The following is a 17,372-nucleotide window of genomic DNA, read 5'->3' as shown; positions in this document are numbered from 1 at the left end:
TAGGCGTTAACGCGGTGGAAATGTCAAAAACATGTGTGGGATCGGACACGGTCGCATAACGCGGGAGGCACTGACGTGAGGCGCCGTTCTAGGCTCCGTGCAGGACCTGGACGGGTAGGACGACCTTGGTATGGAGGTGGCCGCGCCATGCCGACGACCGTCGGTAGTCGGGCGGACCGCCTCGCCCCAGTCCGACGCGTGACGCGTGGGATCGATCGCAGGAATGTCGTACGGGGTGCCATCGTGGCCGCCGTCGCCTACGCCGCATGGCTCGCCATCGGTGCGTTCGGGCGGCCGTACAGCTTCTTCGACATGAAGATCTACCACGGTGCCGTCGTGTGGTGGGCGAGCGGTCACGAGCTCTACGAGTTCATCGCGCCCGGCACCACCCTCGGCTTCACCTACCCGCCGTTCGGCGGCCTGGTCATGCTGCCGATGGCACAGTTGCCGATCGGCGCGGCCGGGATGGTCAACGCCCTCGCCAGCATCGCCGCGTTGGCGCTGGTGCTGGCCGGGCTGCTCCGCCCCATCGTGGACCGGCTGGCCTGGCCACTGTGGTTCAGCGTGGCCTTGGCGGTGCCGCTGGCGATAGCCATCGAGCCGGGCCGGGAAACCCTCGGCTACGGCCAGGTCAACATCCTGCTGTTCGCGCTGATCATGGCCGACCTGATCGGGCTGCGTTGGCGCTCCCGCAGGGGCACCCACTACGCCGCGACCGACGGCCCCCTGCTGCGCTTCATCTATGGCGGCGCCTGGGCCGGTGCCGGCATCGGCCTGGCCACCGCAGTCAAGCTCACCCCGGCGCTGTTCATCGGCTACCTGTTGATCACCCGCCAGTGGCGGGTGGCGGCCACCGCGATCGGCACCACGATCGGCGTGACGGTGGGGACCTTCGCGATCGTCGGCGACGAGTCGCGGGCGTACTTCGGCAGCGTGCTCTGGCAGACCGAGCGGGTCGGCGCGGCGGACATGACGCCGAATCAGTCGCTCGCCGGACTGCTTGCCCGGCTGTACGACTCGATCGAGACCCCCGGGCTGCTCTGGCTCTCCTTCTCGGTGCTGATCCTGGCGCTGGGCCTGTCCCGGGCGGCCAGCTCACGCGCCGACGGCGACGAGTTGACCGCGTTCACGCTGGTTGGTCTGACCGCCAACGTGATCAGCCCGATCTCCTGGACGCACCACCTGGTCTGGGTGATCCCAGCGATCATCGTGCTGGGCGACGCCGCGGTGCGCCGCCGAGAGGCGAGCCGGGGGTTGGCGCAGCGCACCGGCCAGGGCCTGACGTTCGGCGGGCTGCCGGGGCTCAACGGGCTCCGGCCGCCGATCTGGTACCCCACGCTGACCGGGCTCCGGCACGGCGTCGCCGCGATCGGGCTCTACCTGCTCTTCCTGATCTCCCCGATCTGGCCGTACGAGCACCAACTGCCGGAGATGTCGCACTACCAGGACGGTCTGTTCGGCGCGCTGATGGAGAACTCGCTCGCGCTCGCGCTGATCGTGCTGGTCGCCGCGCTGCCCTGGCGCCCTGGTGCCGAGCCGGCGTTCTACGGCGATCGGCTCGCCCGGCCCATGGCGGTCAACGGCCGCCGCTGAGCGGTCAGGGGCAGTTGACCCATTCCTCGGTGCCGTCGGCGAAGACCTGCCGCTTCCAGATCGGCAGCCGCGCCTTGACCTCGTCCACGAGCCGGGCGCAGGCCGCGAAGGCCGCTGCGCGGTGCGCGGTGCTCACGGCGGCGACCAGCGCCACGTCACCGATCACCAGTGGACCGACCCGGTGCGAGACCGCCACGGCGTAGACGTCGGGCTCGGCCGCGATCTCGGCCGCTACCTCGCGCAGCACCTGTGCGGCGCTCGGGTGCCCTTCGTACTCCAGGCTCACCACCGGACGGCCGTGGTCGTGGTCGCGGACCACGCCCTGGAAGGAGACCACCGCGCCGGCCCGCCGGTCGGCAACCGCCGCCTCGTGCGTGGCCAGGTCGAGCGGCTGGTCGGTGACCTCGCCGAAGGTGATGGCCGGCGCGGTCACGACGCACGCTCCCCGGGCAGCAACGGCAGTGGCACGATCGGCACCCGGTCGCCCGGCTCGCCGCTGGTGCCCGGCCGGATGACGGCGAACCCGTCGGCGCCGGCCAGCCCGCGCAGCATCGCCGAACCGACGTGCCGCACGGGGTACGCGGTGCCGGCGGCCCGGTCCAGCCGGACCAGGGCCAGGTGGGTGTGGTCGCCACGACCGGGCACCGCCTCGGCCAGCGTGACCTGTGGCAGCACCGGCATCGGGCGACCCTGGAGTCCGGCGAGCAGCGGGGCGACCAGCGACACCAGCGCGACGATGGCGGACTGTGGGTTGCCCGGCAGCCCGGCGACGAACCGGACCCGCCCGTCGTGGCCGGCAAGCCGGGCCAGCAACATCGGGAAACCGGGCCGCACCGCCACTGTGTTGACGACGTAGTCGGCGCCGAGCGCCTCCAGGGTCGGGTGCAGGTGGTCGACGGGACCGTTCATCGTGCCACCGGTGGTGCAGACCAGGTCGGCGTTGGCCAGCGCCGCGCGCAGGGCCGCCACGTGCGCGGGCAGCGTGTCGGCCACCGGGCCGACCACGTCGGACCCACGAACCTGGCAGCCGTACCGGCGCAGCCACGCGGGCACCGCCGGACCCAGCGCGTCCCGGACTCGGCCGGCTGCCGGCGGCCCCGCGGTGAGCAGCTCGTCGCCGAACACCAGCAGCGCGGCGCGCGGCGCCCGCCGGACCAGCAGCGTGTCGTGCCCGCAGGAAGCAGCCAGACCGATCACCGCCGGGTCGACCGGCGTGCCGGCCGGCAAGAGATCCTCGCCGGCGTACGCCTCCTCGCCCGGCTGCCGCCACTCCGGCATTTCCCGGAGGGTGCCGCTGACCAGGCCGTCGGTGGTGGTGGACTCCTCGACGCGCAGCACGGCGGTGGCGCCGTCGGGCACCATCGCACCGGTGGCGATCTCGACTGTCGTGCCGTCCTCGGTGAGCGGCGCGGGGGTGTTGCCGGCCAGCACCCGGCCGACGACGCGCCACGGGCCGGCGCCGCGCACCGCCCAGCCGTCCACGCTGGAAGTGGGGAAGGCCGGCAGGTCGGTGCGGGTGGTCAGCGGCTCGGCCAGGGTCAGCCCGTCGGCGTCGACCAGTGGCCGGGCGACGGCGGGAAGCGCGGCGGCCAGGCCGACCGCGTACACCCGGGACCGCGCCTCCTCCCACCCGGCCGGCAGGGGCGCGGCGACCCGGTCCGCTGTTGGTGCGGTTTCCGTGCTCACCGGCCGAGCCTATCGGGATGGACCGACACCCGCCGGGCCTGGCCGCGGACCGGTCAGTGGTCTCCGCCGCGAAGTTGGTCGACGGTGTGCCCGAGGATCGGCCCGAGCACGGCCAGCCCGTCCCGGGCGCCACCGGTCGAGCCGGGCAGGTTGACCACCAACATCCGGCCGGCCACCCCGGCCAGACCGCGGGAAAGCACCGAGGTGGGCACCCGGTCGCGGCTGTACGCACGGATCGCCTCGGCGATGCCGGGAATCTCGTAATCCAGCAGTGCCCGGGTCACGTCCGGTGTCCGGTCCGACGGGGTGACCCCGGTGCCACCGCTGGTCAGCACCACATCGACGCCATCGGCGAGGGCGTCCTCCAGGGCCGTGCGGACCGGCTCACCGTCAGGCACCACCACCGGCTCGTCGACCTGGCAGCCCAGCTCGAGGAGACCGGCGACGAGCAGCGGGCCGCTCGTGTCGGCGTAGACGCCGGCCGCGGCCCGGTTGGACGCGACGATCACCCGCGCCCGGATCACGGCCGGTCCTCCGGTCGGACCCACTCGCCGGTCTTGCCGCCCTCCTTGCGCAGCACCCGGACCGCCTCCACCGAGGCCGCCGGGTCGACCGCCTTGACCATGTCGACCAGGGCGAGACCGGCGACCGCGACCGCGGTGAGCGCCTCCATCTCCACTCCCGTCCGGTCCGCCGTGCGGGCGGTGGCGGTGATCTCCACGGTGTCGGCGGTCAACTGCAGGTCGACGGTGACGCCGTGCAGGGCGATCGGGTGGCAGAGCGGGATCAGCTCCGGCGTGCGCTTGGCGCCCATGATCCCGGCCAGCCGGCCGACCGCCAGCGCGTCGCCCTTGGGCAACCCGTCGCGGTGCAGCAGGTCGACGACCTCGGGCGTGGTCCGCAGTCGGCCCGCCGCGACGGCCAGCCGGCCGGTCACCGCCTTGGCGGAGACGTCGACCATGCGGGCCGCGCCAGCGCGGTCGATGTGGCTGAGCTGCGCGGGTTCGGTCACGGTCGTGAGCCTATGATGTGCACGGCCGGGACGCGATCCTCCACCCGCCGCGTCTCCGCCAGCAAGCTCGACAACACGTCCTCCCGACCGACGAAGTCGGTCACCGCTCGGGGGAGATGATCCACCGGGTCGGGTCGCCGTGATCCGTGGGGCATCGGGACACCCGCCGGAGCGGGTGCGCTCGGGGCGGAGAGCTCACCCCGGGCAGCCGGCTGGGATACGGAGCTGTTCGCCGGGTGCCGAGGCAGAGCGGCCGTGACGATCGTGCGGTAGAGACTTTGCATGTCGGTCCCCGGGTCGACTCCGAGTTCCGCCGCCAGCCTCGTCCGGATCTCGTCGTAGACGATGAGCGCTCCTGCATGATCGCCCGCTCGTAGAGCGCCCGCATAAGGAGGACGTACGCCGGCTCCCGCAGAGGGTGACGCACGACGACCTCTCGCAGCATCGGGATCGCCAGGTCGTCCCGTCCCGACCTCAGCTGTACGTCGGCGAGGAGTTCCACGGCCAACAACCGCTCCTCTTCGGCGGCCACGGTGCGCGCGGTGAGCACGGGCCCGAGCGGGATGCCGGCGAGCATCGGCCCCTGCCACCGCGCCACGGCACGCCCCAGCAGTTCCAGGGCGCGGTCCGGACGGCCGACCGTCAGGGCTTCCCGACCTGCGCGGCGTTCCATCTCGAAACGGAATACGTCGATCAGATCCGGCCTCAGGACGAGTCGGTAACCCGTTTGCTGCCGGACGATGACTCCCCGGCCGGACTCGAAACTCTCGAACGTCCGGCGCAGATTGGCGGCGTAGGTACGGACATTCGCAACAGCAGAAGGCGGCGGGCCGGCGGGCCACAACTCGTCGACCAGGTCGTTCAGCACCAGTTGACCAGGCTGGACTGCGAGCATCGCAAAAACGGCCTGCTGTTTGGGTGTACCAAGGTGCACCTTGCGCGCGGGCACTTGCACCGAGAGGCCGCCCAGAAGTTGAATCTCCACTCGCCCCCCTGCTCCAGCGGAGTATTCAGTCGCTCACGCGACGAAGCTTACGGGCACCGAACGTAACGGGCCGATGCCAACCTGACGGGAACGTTCATCGATGGCAAACGACCCAGCCTGGCCAGCGCGCCGCAGGATGCCTACTGCAGGTTGCGGCTTTCGTACCCCAGCGCAGGCTGCAGGGGTACGCCTAGTTCCGGCCGGGCCATTGATTGCGCCTGCCCCGGCATTCCAGACGAGCACCACGCCCAACAGGTTGTTACCTCTGGCCGAACACCAGATGCTGCAACAGGGGGAAGCCGTCAGACTGGGGAGAATACGCAGACACAACCCATCGGATTCCAACCTACGGCGGTGAGCAACGGCTCCTGATGGAAGTGTGAACCTCAACGGTGCGCTCAGGAGTGCGGACAGAACGTTACAAACCGTCTCCCAGTTGGCTAATGTTGCGCATAGAGACATATGACAGCCTGTACCGGGTTATATCTCCACTAGGCTATCCCCGTCAGCAAGTCGGTGCATTAATGGCGAATCCCTGAGTCGCTACTAATGCCTGAATGCTCGGGAGGTAGTCATGCGCGGCAACGAGTGGATGTGACAACGAGCGGGCCTGCCGCTGGCCCTTCGTCGTGCGCTACGGTGCCAGGAGCGAACCGGGCACCCTCGGGAGCGGCATGCCTTCCCAAGCGCAACACGACCAAGAAGATCATCGACGACTGACTCTGATCATTGGCGTCATCGTCGTTACGGCTGCGGCGGTCTGTGCGCTGTCCCTGGTGGGAGCTTTCTCCGATCCACCGGCAACCGTTAACGAAGTCGCCACCGTCGTAGCACTCATCTCCATGATCGCCGTTGCCACCATGGTCAAGGCAAGGGTGAGAATCCGATCGACCACACACTCGATCACCTGGAATGAGGCGGCGATCGTCGTCGGGGTGGCAGTCGCTCCGGCGTCCTGGGTCGTGCTGTGCACGGCAGCTGGGGTGGCAGTGGCTTTCGCGGTCCTGCGTCTACCGACGATCAAAATGGCGTTCAGCATCGGGAAGAACGCCCTCGTCGCCGCCGGTGCCGGGCTGACCCTCGTGGCGCTGGACTGGGCATGGCCCCCCTCGAGACTCATCGACCTTGTCGGCCCGGTAGCCCTCGCATACCTGACCGCCACACTGCTCGACGAGATCATCGCGATCCCGGTCATCGCGATAGCGTCCGGTAGCAGCGTTCGTCAGCAGTTCCGGGCCAACTGGGACCTGCGGGGCGTCGGTTCGGCGCTGCGGTTCCTCGTCGCCGTCTGCACCCTGCTCCTCCTTCGGGCGGACCCACGACTCCTGGTGGCCGTTCCGCCGCTCGTGCTCAGCCTGCACCTGGCCTACTCCACGAGAATCCGTTCCAGGACCGAGCAGCAGGCGTGGCAGCGCCTCGCCCGCACCACCGACGCGCTCAACGTGGTCGACCTCGACAACGTTCTCACCACCGCCGTCACCCAGGCCGCCGAGCTGTTCTCCGCCGACGAGGTCGAGATCGAGCTGCGCGACGGCGGCCGCACCGTACGCGGCGGCACCGGCGGCATCACCTTCGACGGCCCGAGCGGCACCCCCACCGACGTGGACGGCACCATCGTCCCCACGCCGCTGGAGGGGCACGACCGCTCAGCCGACGTCGGCGTGCTGCGGCTGCGCTTCCGTGGCCCGGTGCAGCTCTCCGAGCGGGAGCAGTACACCCTGCGGACCTTCGCCTCCGCGCTCTGTACGGCGGTTCGCAACGCCCAGGCGTACGCCGAGCTGGCCCGGGTTGCCGACGAACACGCGTACGCGGCCGCGCACGACGCGCTGACCGGCCTGGCCAACCGGCGGCATCTGCTCGACCAGGGCACCGAGCATTTGAGCGCCCGGCACGCCGACGGTGTGACCGCGCTCGTGCTGATCGACCTCAACCACTTCAAGGAGGTCAACGACACGCTCGGGCACGCCGCCGGCGACCAGGTGCTGGTGCAGGTCGCCGAACGGCTGCGGGGCGCCGCCCAGGGTGGCGACCTGGTGGCCCGCCTCGGCGGCGACGAGTTCGCCGTCCTCCTGCGCGGGCTGCCGGCCCCGGCGGTGGCCGCGCACCGGGCCGAGGCGCTGCTCGCCACGTTGCACGAGCCGTTCGAGCTGGACGGCATGCGGATCAGCGTCGAGGCCAGCGGCGGGATCTCCGCCGCCCCGGCCAGCGGCGGCATGGCCGAGCTACTGCGCCGCGCCGACGTGGCGATGTACCAGGCGAAGCGGGCCGGGCAACGGATCTCCACGTACGCCCCCACCCGGGACACGGCCGACCTGGGCCGCCTCACCCTCGGCGGTGACCTGCCGCGGGCGGTCGCCGACCACGAGTTCGTCGTCAACTTCCAACCGATCGTCGACCTGGGCACCGGCGAGGTGACCAGCGTTGAGGCGCTGGCCCGCTGGCACCACCCCACCCACGGCATGATCGATCCGCTGCGTTTCCTGGAGGCGGTGGAGCGCTCGGGTCTGCTACCGGCCTTCGCCGAGGCGATCCTCGACCAGGCACTGATCGCGGCGGCCAGCTGGCGCGACGCTGGCTTCGATGTGCCGGTCGCGGTCAACGTGTCCCCGCGCAGCCTCCTCGACGCGCGGTTCCCCGGCTCGGTGCTGGCCCGCCTGCGCGCCCACGACCTGCCGCCGGACCGGCTGGTGCTGGAGTTGACCGAGACGTTGACGCTCAGCCAGCTCGACGTGGTCGACCGGGTGCTGAGCCGGCTGCGCGAAGAGGGCGTCCGGCTGGCGCTGGACGACTTCGGCACCGGCTACTCCTCACTCTCCCTGCTCTCCCGGATCCCCGTGCATGAGCTGAAGATCGATCGAAGCTTCGTGACGACGATGGAGAGCTCGGCGGAGGCCGCCGCCGTCATCCGCTCCACCCTCGACCTGGGCCGCAGCCTCGACCTCGACGTGGTGGCCGAGGGGGTGGAGAGCGAGCCGCAGCGGCGGGCCCTCTGGGAGCTGGGCTGTGCCGCTGGCCAGGGGCACCTGTTCGCCCGGCCGATGCCGGCCGGCACCCTGCTCGCCGCATTGCAGCGCGGCTCGGGTGGACGCCCGGGCACCCTCGCACCGCCCCTGCACGACGCCGGCGCGGTGATCCGACTGAGCCAGACCCGCCGCCAGAACGGCCGCGGCCGACCCGACCGCGTTCCGCACCTCCCCGCCTGACCCGACGGCCGGCCAGGGTGGTCTGCCAGACTGGCGCGCGTGATCGCCGACGCCCCGACCGCCCTCCGTCGTCACTGGCGCAGGGTCGACTCCGCCGCCGACGGTCTCGCTCTCGACCTTGGCCTTTACGCCGTCTCGGCCGGCTTCGCCGCGATCACCGCGGCCACCTCGACGCTGCTGCCGCACCGCGCCTGGGGCGGGGTCGCCGCTGTGGGTTACCTGGTCGCGGCGGTGGCGGTGGGCGTTCAACTCCTGCTGCGCCGGCGCACCCCTGCCTCCCGGCTGGTAGGTCTGCCGGCCCGCTGGGCGGTCACCGGGTTCGCCTGGGTGAGCGCTGCGCTGCTGCCTCTGCTGTGGCAGAGCATCGAGCGGGCCACCGGACGCACTGACCGGGCGCAGGAGGAGGTGCTGGTCGTGGAGCAGGCTGGCAACCGCCTGCTGGAGCACGGCACCCCCTACCTCGGACCCGACTCGATAGCCGCCCTACCGCCCGGCGAGCAACTGCTCGGCTACACCCCGTACCAGCCGGGCATGGCGATGTTCGGCCTGCCCAGGGCCCTGGTCGACACCTGGTGGACCGACGCCCGGGTCTGGTTCGCGGTGGGCACCGCGCTGGCGCTCGCCCTGGCGGTTGCCGCACTGCGCGCCGCGCCAACCACCGCCCGCCGGGCACAACCGGCCACCTCCGCCGACACGGCTCACCGGCGGGATGCCGCGCTGCTGCGAGGTGTGCAGGCCGCCACCGTCCTGCCGATCTGCGCACTCACCCTCGCCACCGGCGGCGACGACCTGCCCGTACTCGCGCTCTGCCTGCTGGCCCTCGCGCTCGCCGCCGCTGACCGCCCCGGCCGGGCCGGCCTCGCGGTCGGCCTGGCCGGCGCGCTGAAGCTGTTCGCCTGGCCGGTCGCCCTGGTCCTGATCGTCTGGGGGCTGACCCGGCGGGCCGGCACCCGGGTCGCCGCCGGCGCGATCGGGCTGCCCGTCGCGGCGCTGATCCCCGCCCTCCTGGTCGACCACGACGCGCTGACCGAGAACGTGCTGCGCTTCCCGCTCGGCCACGGCCTGGTCACCAGCCCCGCGCAGTCCCCGTTCCCCGGTTACCTGATCGCCACCGGGCTGCCCGCCGGCCGGCTGATCGCCGCCGCGCTGCTGGTCGCGGCCGGCCTGGCCATCGCCGTCCGGCTCGCCCGCCGTCCGCCCCGCACCGCCGTCGCCACAGCGCTGATCTGCGGGTACGGACTGCTCGTCGCGATCGCCCTGATGCCCACGACCCGGTTCGGCTACCTGCTGTACCCGCTGGCCCTGCTCACCTGGGCGCCCGCCCTGCACCGCGAGCCCGACGCGGCCACCGTCCCGCTGCCCGGTGAACTGTCCGGTCGGACCACTTCGGCGTAACTGCCGGGCAGAACGACGCGGCAGGGCGTAGACCTGAAGGCATGACCACCTACCGCGACCGGGCCGAGGCGGGCCGGGTGCTCGCCGAGCGGCTCACCGCACTGATCGGCGAACCGGACGTCGTCGTCCTCGGTCTGGTCCGCGGCGGCGTACCGGTGGCCCGGGTCGTCGCCGAACGGCTCGGCGCGCCCCTGGACGTGCTGGTGGTCCGCAAACTCGGCATGCCGTGGGCCCGGGAGGTCGCGTTCGGTGCGCTCGGCCCGGGCGGCGTGCAGGTGCTCAACGACGCGGTGGCCGGCCGGCTCAGCAGCGAGGACATCGCCGAGGTCAGTCAGCGGGAACAGGCCGAGTTGGAGCGCCGGGAGCGGCTCTATCGGGGCGGTCGCCCACCGCTGGACCTCACCGGACGGATCGCGGTGATCGTCGACGACGGGCTGGCCACCGGCGCGACCGCGCGAGCCGCCGTGGAGGTCGCGCGCCACCTCGGGGCCCGCCGGGTGGTGGTCGCGGTTCCGGTCGGCGCGCAGGAGGCGTACGAACTGCTGGCCGCCGAGGCCGACCAGGTCGTCTGCGCCCAGCGCCCGCCTGATTTCGGCGCGGTGAGCGTCTACTTCGAGGACTTCCACGAGGTGTCCGACGACGAGGTGATCGAGTCGCTTACCGCGACCGCGTGACTCGACCGGGTACCTTCGGATGATGAGTCTCACCTGTCCCAAGTGTCATGGAGAAATGCGTCAGTACGAGCGCAGCGGCGTCGTCATCGACCAGTGCGGGGAGTGCCGAGGCATCTTCCTCGACCGCGGCGAGTTGGAGAAGCTGTTCGAGGCGGAGGCCAACTGGAGCCGCCAGCAGGCCGGCGGCGCCCCGCCGCAGCCCGCTCAGCAGCCGGGCGGCTACCCGCCGCCGCACGCCCCGGCGCAGCACCAGCCCGGCTATGGTGCCGTTCCCCCGCCGCCGCCCCCGCCCGCTCACGGCTACCCGCCGGCCCCGGCGTACGGCGGTCACGGTCCGCAGCACCAGGGCTACCACGGTCACTACCGGCAGAAGAAGCGCAAGGGCTTCCTCGACGAGATGTTCGGCTGAGCCGAGACCGTCAATCCGCCCGGGCCGATCCACGGGTCGGCCCGGGCGCATCGCCCACCGCCACCGTCGCCAACGGTTGGCGGGCGGGAGGGTCCGTGCGAGGCTGCATCGCATGACCGCGATCCAGCCGGACGAGGCGCTGGCTCAGGCGTACGACGGGATCACCGCCGTGGTCGACGGCCGGGACGACGCGGACCTGCAACGACCCACCCGCTGTCGGGGCTGGCTCGTCGCGGACCTGCTCTTCCATCTGCTCGGCGACGCGCAGCGAGCCCTGGTCGCACTGGCCAGTCCCGCCGCCGGCCCCGCCGACGTGGACGACGTGAGCTACTGGCGCGGCTTGCCCGCTGGCGGCGGTGACGACGGCCGGCACGCCTGGTGGGTCCGCCGATCGGCCGCCGCCTTCGACCGGCCGACCGGGATCGTCCAACTCTGGGCGGAGACCGCCCCGGCGGCGGTCCGGGCCGCCAGGGCGGCCGACCCGACGGGGTACGTGGCCACACAGGGCCACGTGCTGCGCGTACCGGATTTCCTCGCCACCCTGACCACCGAGGCCGTCGTGCACCACCTGGACCTGACGCCGGAACTGCCCGGCGCGCCGCCCGGCCCACTGGCGGTACGGGTCGCGGTGACCGCCGTGGACGGCCTGCTGAGCGACGACACAGTGCGCCCCACCGGCTGGGACGACCACGAGTTCCTGCTGAAGGCCACCGGCCGGCTCCCGCTCACCGATCGGGACCGGTTGGAGCTGGGCGAGTCGGCCGGCTGGTTTCCGCTGCTCGGCTGATCGCCGCGGGGATGTGCCGCGCTGATCAGACGATGACCATGCCGACTCAGACGATGGCCATGTCGACGAAGCGGGACAGGTGCAGCTGGGCTGCGACAGTCACCGTGTCGGTGGGGCCGTTCCGGTGCTTGGCGATGATGAAATCCGCCTCGCCCGCACGCGGCGACTCCTTGTCGTAGTAGTCGTCGCGGTGCAGCAGGATCACAACGTCCGCATCCTGCTCAATTGATCCCGATTCACGCAGATCGGACAACTGAGGCCGCTTGTCGGTGCGCTGCTCGGGGCCACGGTTCAGCTGACTGACCGCGATGACCGGGCACTCGACCTCCTTGGCCAGCAGCTTCAGGCCACGGGAGAGGTCCGCGACCTCCTGCTGCCGGCTCTCGGTGCGCTTCGGCGACGTCATCAGCTGGAGATAGTCGACCACGATCATCTTGAGGTCGTGTCGCTGCTTGAGCCGGCGGGCCTTGGCCCGGATCTCCATCAGGTTCATGCTCGGCGTGTCGTCGACGAAGAGCGGTGCCTCGCTGATCTCGCCCATGCACCGGGCCAGCTTGGTCCAGTCGTCGTCGGAGAGCTGCCCGCTGCGCAGCACGTGCAGCGGAACCCGTGCCTCGGCGGAGAGCAGTCGCATGACGATCTCGACCTTGCTCATTTCCAGCGAGAAGATGGCGGCCGCCTGGTTGGCGCGGATAGCAGCGTGTCGGGCAAAGTCCATACTTGCCGTGCTCTTACCCAAACCGGGCCTACCCGCCACGATGATCAACTGACCGGCGTGCAAGCCGTTGAGCAGCCGGTCCAGGTCGGTGAAGCCGGTCGGAACGCCGGTCATCATCCCGCCCTGCGCCCCCACGGCCTCGATCTCGTCGAGCGTGGGCTGCAACATGTCGGCCAGTACCGCGAAGTCCTCGCTGACCCGACGTTCGGTGACGTCGTAGACGGCCTGCTGGGCGAGGTCCACGACGTCGTCGACGTCGCGACTGCCGCCGTTGGCCGTCCCGTAGCCGAGCTGCACGATCTTGGTGCCGGCCTCGACCAGCCGGCGCAGCACCGCCCGCTCGCTGACGATCCGCGCGTAGTACGCGGCGTTCGCGGCGGTGGGCACGCTGGCGATGAGGGTGTGCAGGTAGGGCGCGCCGCCGATGCGGGCCAGGTCGCCCGAGTCGGTCAGTGCGGCCGCCACCGTGATCGGGTCAGCCGGCTCACCCCGCCCGTAGATGTCCAGGATGATGTCGAAGATGGTGGCGTGCACGGGCCGGTAGAAGTCGTTGGTCTTGAGGATCTCGACGACGTCGGCGATGGCGTCCTTGGAGAGCAGCATGCCGCCGAGGACGCACTGCTCGGCCGCGACATCCTGCGGCGGGGTCTTGTCGAACTGGCCGTCTCGCTGCGCAGGCGGCTGGCCGCCGGAGCGTGGCTCCGCCCGCATGTCGTCGGTGACCGACACGGGTCCCCCCTCCACTGCGCCGGATCCGATCCCAGCTCTATCGCCGGGGTACGACATTTCCGTCCGACCAGGCCGGTCGATCGGGGGGGCATCACGCCGGCGGTCGAGGGCCAACCATACGGACCCCGAGGTCAGAGACTCAACAACGCCGGTGGACGAGCCTCGGGACAACCTGTGGATGCTGGTGGGCAAGCATGTGCGCAGCGTGTGCACAGGCTGTGGACAACTGTTGGGGAATTCTCGGCCACACCTCACTGACCTGGGGTTACATGATCCCCAGCCTGTGGAGGAGAATATTTCGGTCGGGCCTGTGACACGATCGTCCCGTACTATCTCCAGCGAACGGCTTCACCTGGACAGCGGATTCCGCTTTCGGTTCAGAAGGGTCACACTCCGGCCGTGAGTTACCGGGACTGGGAGCGCGGGGAGGGCAGCCCGCGCGAGCGCCAGCCGACCACCTCGTGGGGTGAGCCCGCGCCGCCACTTCCGGTCGACCCGTACGACGAGGACGGGCGCTATCGCACCTCCAGTCGGCGGCGCGCGTTGGACCGTGGGCAGGATGAGCCGGTGGACGCCTACCTGCCCCGGTGGGCGCTGGAGTCGGGGGTCCGGCACGCGGACGGCGCTGGCCGGCACGCCGCGCCGGACGACGAGGTCGAGCCCGAGCGACCGGGTTCCGGGGCCGGTTGGCGAGCCACCGAGACGACGAGCAGCCGGCGACGGGTCAGCGAGACGAGTTGGCGGGAGCGGCCGGCGATCGGTGCGGCAACCGATTCGGATCACACCCAGGAGTGGACGCTCGACCGTCCGCAGGAGCAGGGGTACGCCGGCCGTCGGCGCGCCAATTCGGCGGCGGAGGAGGAGCCGGTCTCCGGCGCGGTCCCGGACCGCCGTCCCCGCCGTGCGCCCGCCGGCCGTCCCCAGGTGATCTGGTCCGGCGGTGATCTGGAGGCCGCTCCGGCCGAGCCAGCGCCCCGATGGGATGCGGACCGGCCCACCCGGCGCAGCCGCCGGGCCGCGGAGGAGTCCTGGTCCCGGCCGGCGGTCGACCCGTGGGAGCGGGGGCCCGAGCGGGCGGTCGAGCCCGAGCCGTCGTACGCGCCAGCGGTGGACCCGTGGGACGCCTCGGGCGTGCACGCGTGGCCGCCGGCTGCCGGTGCGGACGACACGGACCTGAGCGGGCAGTGGTCGCAGGCGGAGAGCATCGGTGGTTGGGAGCGGTCCGACCGCACCGGTCAATGGGAGCGGTCCGCAATCGAGGACGACCAGTGGGATCGGACGCTGCCGCCACGCTCCGACCGGTCGGTGGCGGCGGAGGGTTGGCCGAGCCGGGCCGAAGGGTTCTGGTCCGGCACCCGACTGGCTGGTGATGACCCCCGGTGGATGGATCCGGCGACGTCGGCACCCCGGTCTCCGGTGGTCGGGTACACCGCTCCGCGCCCGCGCAGCGCGCCCGTACCGCGTGGTGGTGGTCCACGGCGTCGGGCGGACCAGCCACCGGTCGGCACGGCATCGGTACGTCGGCGGGTCGAGTCGGCGGCCTCGGGCGCGTGGGCTCGGCGCCTGGAGGACGACCTGCTCGACCCGGATCCGGGTGGGCCCTTCCGGCCGATGCTGTACACCGCGGCCTGTTACCTCGTGCCGGCGATGCTGATCTTCGTCTGGCTGTTGACTCTGGACGGCCAGGCGCCGGCCGGCTGTGTCACCGACATCAGTGGGGGTGGGTGCGACTCGCCCCGGTCGCGCGCGTTGGAGTCACTGCTCGCCGGCTCGCCGCGCTTCGGGTTGGCGCTGGTGAGCAGCCTGGTGGTGGCGGCGCTGCTGCGTCGGGTCGGCACCACGTGGCGCTCGGCGACCATCGCGGTCGCCGCCGCGGTGGTGGGCGGCGGTCTCTCCACGGTACTGATCAGCGCGGTGACCGGTCAGCCGATCGGCTGACCAGGCGCGGGTGCCACGACGCGTACGCACGAAGGCCCGTACCGATCGCTCGGTACGGGCCTTCGTGGTGGTGTCGCTGGCGTCAGCCCTGAACGACGTTCAGGTTGAACGACGCGGTCACCTCGGGGTGCAGCTTGATCTTCACCGGGTAGCTGCCGGTCGACTTGATGTGACCGGGCACCTCCAGCCGGCGCCGATCGAGGACCGGGCCGCCGGAAGCCTTGACGGCGTCGACGATCTCGGCCGGAGTGACCGAGCCGAAGAGCCGCCCGCCGTCGCCGGCGCGGGCCTTCAGGCTGACCTTGAGACCCTCGAGCTGACCCTTGACCTCGTTGGCGTGGTCGAGGTCGCGGATCTCGCGGGCCCCGCGGGCTCGCTTGATGACCGTGACCTGCTTTTCCGCGCCCTTGGTCCAGGCGATCGCGAAGCCCTGCGGCAGCAGGTAGTTACGGCCGTAGCCGTCCTTGACCTCGACGATGTCGCCCGGGGCACCGAGGCCGGACACTTCCTGAGTCAGGATGATCTTCATATCGGTGCCTCCTCTCAGCGGGTGGTAGCCGTGTACGGCAGGAGCGCCATCTCACGGGCGTTCTTGACCGCACGGGCGATCTGCCGCTGCTGCTGCGAGGTCACGCCGGTCACCCGCCGAGCGCGGATCTTGCCGCGATCGGAGATGAACTTGCGCAGCAGCGCGGTGTCCTTGTAATCGATATAGGTGATCCCGTCCTTGTCGAGCGGGTTCACCTTCTTCTTCGGCTTGCGAAGTGCCGCAGCCTTGGCCATTGCACGTGCTCCTGGTTTGCGATCGCGGGCGCTCGGCGCCATTAGAACGGAGGCTCCTCGTCGAAGTTGCCGCCCGAACCGGCACGCGCGGGAGAGGGTGCGGCCGAAGCCCAGGGGTCGTCGAAGTTGCCTCCGCCGCCACCCTGGCTGCCACCACCGCCACCGCCACCGAAGCCGCCGCCACCGCCGCCGGAGCGGGACATTTTCTGCACCTTCGCCGTGGCGTAGCGCAGCGACGGGCCGATCTCGTCGACCTCAAGCTCGATGACCGTGCGCTTCTCACCCTCGCGGGTCTCGTACGACCGCTGACGCAGCCGACCCGAGACGATCACGCGGGCGCCCCGCTGCAGCGACTCGGCGACGTGCTCCGCCGCCTGACGCCACACGGTGCAAGCCAGGAAGAGCGGCTCGCCGTCCTTCCACTCGTTGGTGGTCTTGTCCATGAAACGGGGCGTCGAAGCGACCCGGAACTTGGCGACCGCCGCACCGGACGGGGTGAACCGCAACTCGGGGTCATCGGTCAGATTGCCGATGACCGTGATGGTGGTGTCTCCTGCCATGACCATCTCCTCGCGCACTCAGCGTCTCGTCGTACAGGCTCCCAGAGCCGTACGACAGAGCCGCGGAGGCTGATCCGGGCGAACCGGGTTGAATGCTTAGCGCATCTCCGGCCGGATGACCTTGGTGCGCAGCACGGACTCGTTGAGCCGGAGCTGACGGTCCAGCTCGGCCACGGCAGCAGGCGTGGCCTGCAGGTCGACGACGGCGTAGATGCCCTCGGCCTTTTTGTTGATCTCGTACGCGAGGCGCCGGCGGCCCCACACGTCGGTCTTCTCAACCGAGCCACCCGCGGTCCGAATCACGTTCAGGTACGTGTCGAGCGACGGGGCGACGGTGCGTTCCTCGAGGCTGGGGTCGAGGATCACCATGATCTCGTAATGACGCAAGACGTGCTCACCTCCTGTGGGCTAAGCGGCCACGGTCCTTCCGTGGCAGGAGGTCGTGCGTCGCTGCCCGCACGCGCCGGGGGAACCCGGCCGGACGCGGACAACCTGACCAGGATACCCGGTCCGGACGATCATGCCCGGGGTGGTCGGGCCAGCGCCCGGACGTGTCGACGGGGGCCCACCGTTCCGACCGTCACCGGTCAGTGGTGGACCCCCGTCAACGAGGCCGCGGGGCGTCCCGTCCGCATTCCTTGGGTGGGACCTGGGGAGGAACGACCACACCGATGAGGTTGGACCGAAGACGCCCCGCGGAGCTTTATCGTGTTGTTATCTGACGATACAACAGCTCTCGTACCTTGTCGGGGGAAAAAGCACAAATTCCCGAGATTCTTCATCGGTCGGAATCTGTTGTGTCGAGGGATCTCCCCCCGCCGCGCCGGGCCGCGCGGCGGGGGTGACCTCGCCGTCGGTCCGTCGGCCCCGGCTGCCGTTCGCGGCGCTCGCGCCGACGGC

At 71.1% G+C, this 17,372-nt stretch carries 16 protein-coding genes and 1 pseudogene; 7 read left to right on the top strand and 10 right to left on the bottom strand.

Annotated elements, in window-relative coordinates; translation table 11 throughout:
* Positions 1–147: 147 nt before the first annotated feature.
* The gene (locus ACFY29_RS15330; protein WP_328421937.1) at positions 148–1,593 is read left to right on the top strand and encodes a glycosyltransferase 87 family protein; all 1,446 of its coding nucleotides are present in this window, start codon (positions 148–150) and stop codon (positions 1,591–1,593) included.
* A 4-nt stretch (positions 1,594–1,597) separates the two neighbouring features.
* Here the strand turns inward: ACFY29_RS15330 and ACFY29_RS15325 are convergent, their stop codons facing one another.
* From ACFY29_RS15325 to ACFY29_RS15305, 5 genes and pseudogenes are all read right to left on the bottom strand, one after another.
* Complete coding sequence (locus tag ACFY29_RS15325) at positions 1,598–2,026, bottom strand: molybdenum cofactor biosynthesis protein MoaE (protein WP_328421939.1); 429 nt, start codon at positions 2,024–2,026, stop codon at positions 1,598–1,600.
* A complete protein-coding gene (locus ACFY29_RS15320; protein ID WP_386986298.1) occupies positions 2,023–3,279 on the bottom strand; it encodes a molybdopterin molybdotransferase MoeA in 1,257 nt (418 codons plus the stop codon). The genes ACFY29_RS15325 and ACFY29_RS15320 overlap by 4 nt, the downstream gene beginning before the upstream one ends.
* A gap of 53 nt (positions 3,280–3,332) precedes the next feature.
* The gene (locus ACFY29_RS15315; RefSeq protein ID WP_386986296.1) at positions 3,333–3,803 is read right to left on the bottom strand and encodes a molybdenum cofactor biosynthesis protein B; all 471 of its coding nucleotides are present in this window, start codon (positions 3,801–3,803) and stop codon (positions 3,333–3,335) included.
* A complete protein-coding gene (moaC, locus tag ACFY29_RS15310) occupies positions 3,800–4,291 on the bottom strand; it encodes a cyclic pyranopterin monophosphate synthase MoaC (protein ID WP_386986293.1) in 492 nt (163 codons plus the stop codon). The genes ACFY29_RS15315 and moaC overlap by 4 nt, the downstream gene beginning before the upstream one ends.
* Positions 4,288–4,964 (bottom strand): annotated as a pseudogene (locus ACFY29_RS15305) (AfsR/SARP family transcriptional regulator). The gene moaC and the pseudogene ACFY29_RS15305 overlap by 4 nt, the downstream one beginning before the upstream one ends.
* A 986-nt stretch (positions 4,965–5,950) precedes the next feature.
* Here ACFY29_RS15305 and ACFY29_RS15300 point away from each other — a divergent pair.
* The 5 genes from ACFY29_RS15300 (at position 5,951) to ACFY29_RS15280 (ending at position 11,744) form a co-directional block, all read left to right on the top strand.
* Complete coding sequence (locus ACFY29_RS15300; RefSeq protein ID WP_386986290.1) at positions 5,951–8,479, top strand: putative bifunctional diguanylate cyclase/phosphodiesterase; 2,529 nt, start codon at positions 5,951–5,953, stop codon at positions 8,477–8,479.
* 42 nt (positions 8,480–8,521) lie between these two features.
* Positions 8,522–9,874, top strand: a complete 1,353-nt coding sequence (locus tag ACFY29_RS15295) for a glycosyltransferase 87 family protein (RefSeq protein ID WP_386986793.1) — start codon at positions 8,522–8,524, stop codon at positions 9,872–9,874.
* Between the two features lie 41 nt (positions 9,875–9,915).
* Positions 9,916–10,548 carry a phosphoribosyltransferase gene (locus ACFY29_RS15290; protein ID WP_386986288.1) on the top strand — a complete coding sequence of 211 codons (633 nt, stop codon included), beginning with the start codon at positions 9,916–9,918 and terminating at the stop codon, positions 10,546–10,548.
* A gap of 19 nt (positions 10,549–10,567) precedes the next feature.
* Entirely contained in the window at positions 10,568–10,957 is a 390-nt protein-coding gene (locus ACFY29_RS15285; RefSeq protein ID WP_386986285.1) for a zf-TFIIB domain-containing protein, read from the top strand.
* Between the two features lie 112 nt (positions 10,958–11,069).
* Positions 11,070–11,744, top strand: a complete 675-nt coding sequence (locus ACFY29_RS15280; RefSeq protein ID WP_386986282.1) for a maleylpyruvate isomerase N-terminal domain-containing protein — start codon at positions 11,070–11,072, stop codon at positions 11,742–11,744.
* Between the two features lie 46 nt (positions 11,745–11,790).
* Here the strand turns inward: ACFY29_RS15280 and dnaB are convergent, their stop codons facing one another.
* The gene (dnaB, locus tag ACFY29_RS15275) at positions 11,791–13,191 is read right to left on the bottom strand and encodes a replicative DNA helicase (protein WP_386986280.1); all 1,401 of its coding nucleotides are present in this window, start codon (positions 13,189–13,191) and stop codon (positions 11,791–11,793) included.
* A 399-nt stretch (positions 13,192–13,590) separates the two neighbouring features.
* On the opposite strand from dnaB, the gene ACFY29_RS15270 reads away from it, so the two are divergent.
* On the top strand, positions 13,591–15,129 hold the full coding sequence (locus ACFY29_RS15270; protein ID WP_386986277.1) for a hypothetical protein: 1,539 nt from the start codon (positions 13,591–13,593) through the stop codon (positions 15,127–15,129).
* Positions 15,130–15,211: 82 nt separating this feature from the next.
* Here ACFY29_RS15270 and rplI read toward each other — a convergent pair whose 3' ends face one another.
* From rplI to rpsF, 4 genes are all read right to left on the bottom strand, one after another.
* Positions 15,212–15,658 carry a 50S ribosomal protein L9 gene (rplI, locus tag ACFY29_RS15265; RefSeq protein WP_328421961.1) on the bottom strand — a complete coding sequence of 149 codons (447 nt, stop codon included), beginning with the start codon at positions 15,656–15,658 and terminating at the stop codon, positions 15,212–15,214.
* 14 nt (positions 15,659–15,672) lie between these two features.
* A complete protein-coding gene (gene rpsR / locus ACFY29_RS15260; protein WP_013289355.1) occupies positions 15,673–15,912 on the bottom strand; it encodes a 30S ribosomal protein S18 in 240 nt (79 codons plus the stop codon).
* Between the two features lie 41 nt (positions 15,913–15,953).
* A complete protein-coding gene (locus ACFY29_RS15255) occupies positions 15,954–16,490 on the bottom strand; it encodes a single-stranded DNA-binding protein (RefSeq protein WP_201749186.1) in 537 nt (178 codons plus the stop codon).
* Positions 16,491–16,568: 78 nt separating this feature from the next.
* A complete protein-coding gene (gene rpsF, locus ACFY29_RS15250) occupies positions 16,569–16,859 on the bottom strand; it encodes a 30S ribosomal protein S6 (RefSeq protein WP_007073791.1) in 291 nt (96 codons plus the stop codon).
* Positions 16,860–17,372 lie beyond the last annotated feature (513 nt).

Origin of the sequence: Micromonospora sp. NPDC000668 (genome assembly GCF_042897975.1) — a bacterium.
Lineage (GTDB): Bacteria > Actinomycetota > Actinomycetes > Mycobacteriales > Micromonosporaceae > Micromonospora.
Note: the sequence above shows the minus strand (reverse complement) of the source record. Positions and strands in the feature narration are given on the sequence as shown.